8 protein-coding genes are annotated in these 6933 nt (G+C 63.3%); 1 reads left to right on the forward strand and 7 read right to left on the reverse strand.

Annotation, left to right across the window (positions count from 1 at the left end):
• Nucleotides 1-125 (forward strand): NAD(P)(+) transhydrogenase (Re/Si-specific) subunit beta (locus tag GTW51_RS22985; protein WP_163043328.1); only part of this gene is annotated, 125 nt, incomplete at its 5' end.
• 96 nt (nt 126-221) lie between these two features.
• Here the strand turns inward: GTW51_RS22985 and GTW51_RS22990 are convergent.
• The 7 genes from GTW51_RS22990 to GTW51_RS24425 form a co-directional block, all read right to left on the reverse strand.
• The gene (locus tag GTW51_RS22990; RefSeq protein ID WP_163046354.1) at nt 222-617 is read right to left on the reverse strand and encodes a hypothetical protein; all 396 of its coding nucleotides are present in this window, start codon (nt 615-617) and stop codon (nt 222-224) included.
• Nucleotides 614-1972 (reverse strand): recombinase family protein, encoded by a 1359-nt coding sequence (locus GTW51_RS22995; protein WP_163046355.1) that lies wholly within the window; start codon nt 1970-1972, stop codon nt 614-616. The genes GTW51_RS22990 and GTW51_RS22995 overlap by 4 nt, the downstream gene beginning before the upstream one ends.
• Before the next feature lie 4 nt (nt 1973-1976).
• Entirely contained in the window at nt 1977-2456 is a 480-nt protein-coding gene (locus GTW51_RS23000; RefSeq protein ID WP_163046356.1) for a DUF2924 domain-containing protein, read from the reverse strand.
• Nucleotides 2457-2556: 100 nt separating this feature from the next.
• Nucleotides 2557-2802, reverse strand: a complete 246-nt coding sequence (locus tag GTW51_RS23740) for a hypothetical protein (RefSeq protein WP_203566277.1) — start codon at nt 2800-2802, stop codon at nt 2557-2559.
• A 406-nt stretch (nt 2803-3208) separates the two neighbouring features.
• A complete protein-coding gene (locus tag GTW51_RS23005) occupies nt 3209-4063 on the reverse strand; it encodes a hypothetical protein (RefSeq protein WP_163046357.1) in 855 nt (284 codons plus the stop codon).
• A gap of 447 nt (nt 4064-4510) precedes the next feature.
• Nucleotides 4511-6226 carry a DNA primase family protein gene (locus GTW51_RS23010; RefSeq protein ID WP_163046358.1) on the reverse strand — a complete coding sequence of 572 codons (1716 nt, stop codon included), beginning with the start codon at nt 6224-6226 and terminating at the stop codon, nt 4511-4513.
• Nucleotides 6227-6737: 511 nt separating this feature from the next.
• Complete coding sequence (locus GTW51_RS24425; RefSeq protein ID WP_281354653.1) at nt 6738-6869, reverse strand: hypothetical protein; 132 nt, start codon at nt 6867-6869, stop codon at nt 6738-6740.
• Between the last annotated feature and the right edge of the window lie 64 nt (nt 6870-6933).

A 6933-nucleotide genomic window follows, 5' to 3' on the forward strand; every position in this document is an offset into this window, starting at 1 on the left:
TGTCCAAGCGCGGCCAGGGCACGGGCTATTCCGGCATCGAGAACCCGCTGTTCTACAAGGACAACACGCGGATGTTCTACGGCGACGCCAAGACCTCGCTGGAGGCCCTGCTGAAGCTCCTCTGAGCCGGCTGTTCCTGCTTCAATGGGGCCGGTCTATGGCATCTAGAACAGAGTGGAGACATAGGGGGAGAGGAAATCGGAAGGCTGCCCCAACGTCCTCTATGGGAAGCTGAACACTCTCTCCTGCCTGTCCCACTCCAAGGGAAACGGCTGCATCAGTCGGTCGAGGGTCACGGTAGACGGCTGCCGCCCGTCAAGAATGGCTTGGGTCAGTGACGGCGACAGCAGCGTCAGCCGCAGGATGCGGCTGAGGTAAGATGGATTGATCTTCTCGGCCGCGGCAAGTTCGGCCATCGAGGCGAACGCACCGGCCTCCAGCAGGCTCTTCCAGCGGTGACCTCGGGCAATCGCCTTGATCATGCTGCTGTCGATCCTGGTGCGGCTTGTCGGAAGCTCGACCTCCCCGGTCGGCGCGATGATGAGCTTGCGGCCGCCACGCTTGCGGATAGCTAGAGGAACGCGAACGGTAATGGTCGTGCGCTCGACGCTGCTCATGCCGCAGCTCTCCTGTCTGGATCGCCGACCGCGGCAAGGTCCTTCGCGATACTCGCCAGCCCTTCCACCCGCAGACGGATGTCGGCGCCTTCAAGGCCAACATCCACCCGCTCGACCAAGAGCTGGATGATCCGCGCCTGCTCGGCCGGAAAGAGCTCATCCCAGAGCGGTTCCAATCGTGCCAGCGGCTGGCGGACATCTTCCTCCGTGAGGTCTTCGATCTCGCTGCGCGCCGCACGCCACGCCCCAATCACCACCTCCGGGGTCACCAGCAGCCCCCGCACCTGTGCGATGACCGCCGCCTCGATCTCGCCGGCAGGGATACGGCGGAGCGGACAGGCGGCCGCCCTGCCCTCCTTCAAGACCGACTGGCTGACATAGTAACGGTAGAGCCGTCCCCGCCGTCTCGTATGCGTCGGCGACATCGCCGCCCCGGTGGGACCGAATATGAGGCCCTTGAGGAGCGCCGGTGTCTGCGCTCGGGTGCGGGTGGCACGGCTGCGGGCGTTGCCGGCAAGGATCGCCTGCACCTTGTCGAACTGGGTTCGGCTGACGATTGCCTGGTGCTCGCCCGGATAGGCCGTGCCCTTGTGTACCGCCTCACCGACATAGACGCGATTGTTGATCAGCTTGTAGATGTCGCCCTTGTCGATCAATCGGCCGCGCTTGGTCCGTACTCCCTCACTGCGCAACAGGTTTGCCAGCATCGTCGCCGATCCGACCGCGATAAAGCGGTCGAAGATCATTCGTACCAGCGCCGCTTCCGACGCGTTGATGACGAGCTTGCGGTCCTTCACGTCGTAGCCGAGCGGCGGGTGGCCGCCCATCCACATCCCACGCTTGCGCGACGCCGCCACCTTGTCGCGGATGCGCTCGCCGATCACCTCGCGCTCGAACTGGGCGAACGACAAAAGCACGTTCAGCGTCAGCCGGCCCATCGAGGTGGTGGTGTTGAACGACTGCGTCACAGCGACAAAGGTGACGCCGGTGCGGTCGAACACTTCGACGAGCCTGGCAAAATCCATCAGCGAGCGCGACAGGCGGTCGATCTTGTAGACCACCACCACATCCATCAGCCCGGCTTCGATGTCGGCCAGCAGCCGCTCTAGCGCCGGGCGCTTGAGCGTACCGCCGGAGACGCCGCCATCGTCATAGCGGTCGGGGACCAACACCCAGCCCTCGGCCTTCTGGCTGGCGATATAGGCTTCACAAGCCTCGCGCTGCGCGTCGAGGCTGTTGAAGGCCATCTCGAGACCTTCCTCGCTCGATTTGCGGGTGTACACCGCGCAGCGCTTCTTCAGCACGGCCGCCGCACGCGATGCCGATGCAGCCTTCGAGGTTGTCGACTTCACCATCGCCTTACCCGTGTTTCCCGTGGTTCTTCAGGCCGAAGAATGTCCAGCCGTTCCAGCGTGTGCCGGCGATGGCGCGAGCCACCGAGGAGAGGCTCTTGTAGGGCCGCCCCTGCCATTCGTAGCCGTCGACCAGCACCGTCACCTGATGCTCCGCCCCCTGCCACTCGCGCACCAGCCGGGTGCCGGCGATCGGTCGATCATCGGTGCGCCGGCCTCGCACGGCAGTCTTGCCGCCATCCAGTTGCTCGCCCAGGGCGTTCAGCCGTTCGCGTGTCTCTCGAGAGAGACCGCCGTAGGCCAGCTCCTGGAGGCGATAGGCGAGCCGGCTTTCGAGGAAGCGGCGGTTGTACGGCGGCGGCTCCGTCTCGAAGACCTCACGCCAGCGCTGCTTCAGTTCGGCAGCCGAGGCGCCCTTTAGCGCGGCGACCTGAGCCAGCACGCTTGCCTGTGGCGCGGGGGCTGGTCGAGAAGCAGCAGCGGTCATTGGAGAATCTCCGTATCGGACGTTTCGACTGACGCTCTGTGCGAAAGCGATGTCCACATCGGTCCGGCCAGGGTCGGCAAGGAAAGGCGAACTGTCTCCGTCAATCCTCATCCGTGGCGGCCGCACAGCCGTCACGCTCGGCTTGTCTAGCATTGAGGCGCACCAGTCCGGCGGCAAGCAGCCGCGTCACCTCGGCCAGGCGCTCAGACGCGCTCATCGCGGCCGGGCTCAATCCGTTCGGTCCAGCGTTCATTTCGGTCACCGATGCTAGCTGTGCGGCGCATACCAGCGCGCCCCGCGGCTCTGGTGCCCAGAAGCGCGAGGTGCGGGCGGTTGCCTCACCCATGAAAGCGATCTCAGCCGCGGCGTGACCGAGGACCTGAGATCGCGTGATGTCGTAAATTGCCGATTGCCATGCCGCTCAGCGGGAGCTGGGGCTGACGGACCGGGTCCAAGCGACCCGGCAGATCATGATGCTCGCCTCGAAAGGCACTGCTCCTCGGGGAGCAAGCGTTCCGGGCGATGGGTAGCCGCTCCGAGGCCTTACGAACTCGCGAAGCCGTCGCCACCGCGCTGCCTCTCAGCAGGCAGTCAACGTGGGGTGACGCAGGTCAACCGGGTCAACCCGGTCAACCTTGCAATTTGCGCGCATAACTGGCGACGTTTGGGGGGCTCGGCGCACCGCCAAGCGACCGAGCCGGGACACGGTCCCTAACGGGGGGGGGTGGGGTGTCTCTCACGCTGGCGCCGATTCACCCAGCGCCACGCTGCCACGGCCACCACGGCGCCCGGTTCGGCAGAGGTTCGAACCGCTCGAGATTGCCGCTCAGCTCGGTGCAGAGCCATTCAAGGGCATATCGCCATGCCTGGTATTCGATACGCTCGGCGACGATCGGCGCCGGGTTTGGTTCAAGCCGGAACCTCCGATAAGCGCCTGGATATGGGCGCCGGCGACGAATGTCGTAGCCGTCGACCTCTGCCTGTCTAGCAGGAAGCCACTCGCTCGCCTCGAACCACTTCATGACAAACCACGCTGGTCTACCGTTCTTGGTGACCATTGGCCGCTTTACCGGCTCGACGACCCGGGTTGGGGCCTCACGTTCAAGAACAGCAAGGGTGATTACGGTGGCAGAGAGCGAAGATCGAAGGCGACCGCTTTTATCAAGAACGAAGGAGCGTGCCGCCAGATGCGCATCCAGTTTTTCCTCGGCCGTTAGTTCCTCGAACGGCGCATCGTCCAGAAGATCGACATCATCAAGATCGATGATCAAGCTGTCGAGACCTGCAACGGCTTCTGCAATTAGCAAGGCATCGGGATCTGGCGGCGTGTCGTCCTCACCCGGGCTGAAGCTGCCGGTCCTCCTCGAGAGTTGCACTCGCGTGCCTAGCAGCCCGAGCGTGGCTATGGAACTGGACTGAATGCCGGCCGGTCCGCCCCACCCCTCATCGGCCCTGTTCGCCTTCGGCAGCTCAGTTCGAAAGGTCCAGGACAGCAGATCATCGATAGAGACATCTTGGACACGTCCGTCCCAATCCCGTCTGCGCCGCAACAGGGGAGCGAGAGAGGTGGCCCTCGTCGCAATGAGTTTCTCTTCCCTGACTTCCATAAACCTAGTCCTTTGAAGTTAATGATACTTTTCATTTCTCGAGGAGAAAGGGGTTACAGGGAGGGAGATCAACGCATCATATGAAAGAGCTTTGCTCGTCGAACCGAGATCGCTCACTTTATTACGTACGCACACACGCGGGGGTCGACTACGCTCCCCACGCCCCCCAGCCAGCCAAGCCACTGTTATGTTTGTCGAGACAGCAAAGAAGCAGGCGGCTTTGCGGGATTGGCGCTTCCCTTTCTCCGCTCACGTGTGTGCGGCGCACCTGATGCCTGCGCCGCTGGATCAAACGACACGGCAGATACACGCGCCGCCCAATGCCAGCGGCATCAGCACCTCCCGGGAGGGGACCGCTTTGTCGCAGATTGAGCATCAAGATGACCGCCCTTGCCGGCGCGAAGAATTCATCGCGTCGCCGCTCGCCTCCAACAGTCCGGCATATCTTTAGTCGCCGCTGTGCCGCGCGACGCCGCCAACAGGCTGGTAGAGAGGACGGATGCGCAGGCCGCGATAGAGCGTGACGCTCTGCTTCACCTTAACGAAGGTCGCCTGCTTTCCGTCTGGCGCCGTCCAGCTCTTGCGGGTCTGGTCCGGCAGCCGGCGCGTAAACGTCGCCTGGCCGAAGGCGAACAGTCCTTCAGAGCGACAAAATATCTCGTATGCCAGAAACAGCTGGCCCGGCGAGGCCGCGTCGTCACGGTTGCCTGTGACATCGCAGGCGACGCGGATGAACGCGCCGATCGGGTCGGATTCCTCACGATGCTCCTCGGTGAGGTCCACAACCATTTTCGGCGGATTGAGCCCGCCAAGCGACAGGAACTGCAGCGCCCCGGCAATCATCCAGGCGAGGACACCGTCCCGCTCGGCCGCAAGCTTCTCCGGCAGATGGCGATCACGCTCCTCTTTCGGGATCTGCACGGGCCAGTCGACCAAATGCACGCGGCGCCAGATACCGTCGTCATCGCCGCGGATGGTCGGCTTATGGTTGCCGGTGATGACGACTTTTGCCTGAATCTCGATCTCGACGAAGTCCTGGTGCAGGCGCCGCACAGCAAGCTTGTCGCCGCCGGTCAGCAGCTTGACCAGACCCTCGCGGATTTTCACGCCCTCGTCGCCCTCTGAGGCAAAGCAGGCCCGCGCGCCCAGCAGCCGAGCCAGATCCGGTGTCGCATCGCCGCCGCCCTTGCGGGTGTCGCCGGCGAAGGAGTCGATGGACAGGGTCACCGCATAGTCGGCGAGGACGTTGCCGATCAGATCGGTAAAGGTGGACTTGCCGTTGGCGCCGATGCCGAAGAAGAAAGCGATCATCTGCTCGGACGTGAGCCCGGTGAGCATGTAGCCCGAGAGGCGCTGCAGGTAGCCGCGAATGTCGGGATTTGGCTGCACCTTGTGCAGAAAGCGGAAGAACTCCGGCGCGGTCTGGCGGGCGATGCGGTCGAACACTTCCGGGTCGCCGATCTCCTGGCCAAGCGCCATGCCCGGCACCGTGGTGGTGACCAGCTTCGAGATCATGTCCTCACGTCGGTGCGGGTCGAGTCGCGCCAGCCAGCGCACCCGCGGCTCGCCTGGCTCCGGCGCTTCGACGTCGACCTGCTCGAAGCGCAGCGTGCCGTTGGCGCAGTTCAGCGCCAAACGGTCTGGATTAAGCGCTTCCACGCTCGCTGAGCGGTAAGGTGCGGCCTCCTTCAGCATGTTGTCCATCTTGCTGGACCCCGCGCTTGATTTGCCGTGCCGAGCCCTTGCCGAATGACGCTTCTCGATCTGCTTGAGCACACTGGCCATGGCAGCAACCGCGTCGACTAGCCTTCCGTAAGCGTCCCGCTCCTCATTCGTGGCATCCGTGCCGGGCTTCCTGCGCCGCCGCAGTTCCTGCTCAGCCGTCTCGCCCGCCGCGACGATCTCGCCCTCGGCAACGTTATGAACGATCTCCTCGCACTCGAACGGAATGGCCTCAACGGTTTGATGCGCCAGCGGTCGCACCATCGCGCCGTCCTCATCCTCGCGCCATCGTCTGTCGTCGTAGCTATGCCAGCCCACCTTGGCGACATGCAGCACCACAGGTCCAAAGCGGTGAAGAAAGCGGCGACCGTTGCCAACATCAGTTTCGGGCTCGCTAGCGCACAGCGCCAGGAGCGAGACCCCGCCCTTACGATTGCTCATGACACTCTCCGGTCGTTGAGACTGACGGTGACACAGGCGACGCGGTGACTCGGCTTGCTTGGTCCAAAATCCTGAGCTGCAGCGACTGGTGCGGCGGCGCAGCAGGAGCAGCGCCTGCTCTGGTTTCAAAGCTTTTAGGCACGGCAAAACTCCGTTTCTGTGGTCGGATGGTGACTGGTAAAGCTCGGCGGAGCCGGCAGCGGTCGGCATGCCAAAAGACGCGCCGAACCGCTTGCGCGGGGACGGCGCGTCTTTTGGCTGACATGCTGGAAGTCGCCGTCCGCTATTTGCTAGCGAAGGGCTGTCGTTGCGATTCTGCGCGTGGCTTGGCCCGATATCGAAGTTCTGGGCGGTTAAATTCGTAGCGCCTACGCGAGACCTCGGAGACCAAGGCATCGGTGTTCGGAAAGCAGCCGAAAGAACTGTCCGAACGCAAAACGCCCCGGCGGTGGCCGAGGCGTTTTTGAACCTTTTGATCTGTCCGACTCCTATTCCAAATTCGTGTCGCACGTCAAGCGGTGCCGGACTTTCGTTTTTCAGAATCTGACAGGCACGATTCGGCAATGGTGTCAGCTTCCGGCTGTTGATTTCCACTGAGAGCTGACCCAGGCAGCAGCGGTTTTTCCATCGAGAACTGACCCATGTTTGAACTCGTTCCCACGCCATCGGTGCGGGGGACATCGGAGTGATCGACATGGAGTTATTGA

Source organism: Aurantimonas aggregata, assembly GCF_010500835.1.
GTDB lineage: Bacteria > Pseudomonadota > Alphaproteobacteria > Rhizobiales > Rhizobiaceae > Aurantimonas > Aurantimonas aggregata.

What these genes read in the sequence shown, in the direction of transcription:
- GTW51_RS22990 (WP_163046354.1), bottom strand. Translation starts at nt 617, where the DNA reads ATGAGCAGCGTCGAGCGCACGACCATTACCGTTCGCGTTCCTCTAGCT.
- GTW51_RS22995 (WP_163046355.1), bottom strand. Translation starts at nt 1,972, where the DNA reads ATGGTGAAGTCGACAACCTCGAAGGCTGCATCGGCATCGCGTGCGGCG.
- GTW51_RS23000 (WP_163046356.1), bottom strand. Translation starts at nt 2,456, where the DNA reads ATGACCGCTGCTGCTTCTCGACCAGCCCCCGCGCCACAGGCAAGCGTG.
- GTW51_RS23740 (WP_203566277.1), bottom strand. Translation starts at nt 2,802, where the DNA reads ATGGGTGAGGCAACCGCCCGCACCTCGCGCTTCTGGGCACCAGAGCCG.
- GTW51_RS23005 (WP_163046357.1), bottom strand. Translation starts at nt 4,063, where the DNA reads ATGGAAGTCAGGGAAGAGAAACTCATTGCGACGAGGGCCACCTCTCTC.
- GTW51_RS23010 (WP_163046358.1), bottom strand. Translation starts at nt 6,226, where the DNA reads ATGAGCAATCGTAAGGGCGGGGTCTCGCTCCTGGCGCTGTGCGCTAGC.
- GTW51_RS24425 (WP_281354653.1), bottom strand. Translation starts at nt 6,869, where the DNA reads ATGGGTCAGTTCTCGATGGAAAAACCGCTGCTGCCTGGGTCAGCTCTC.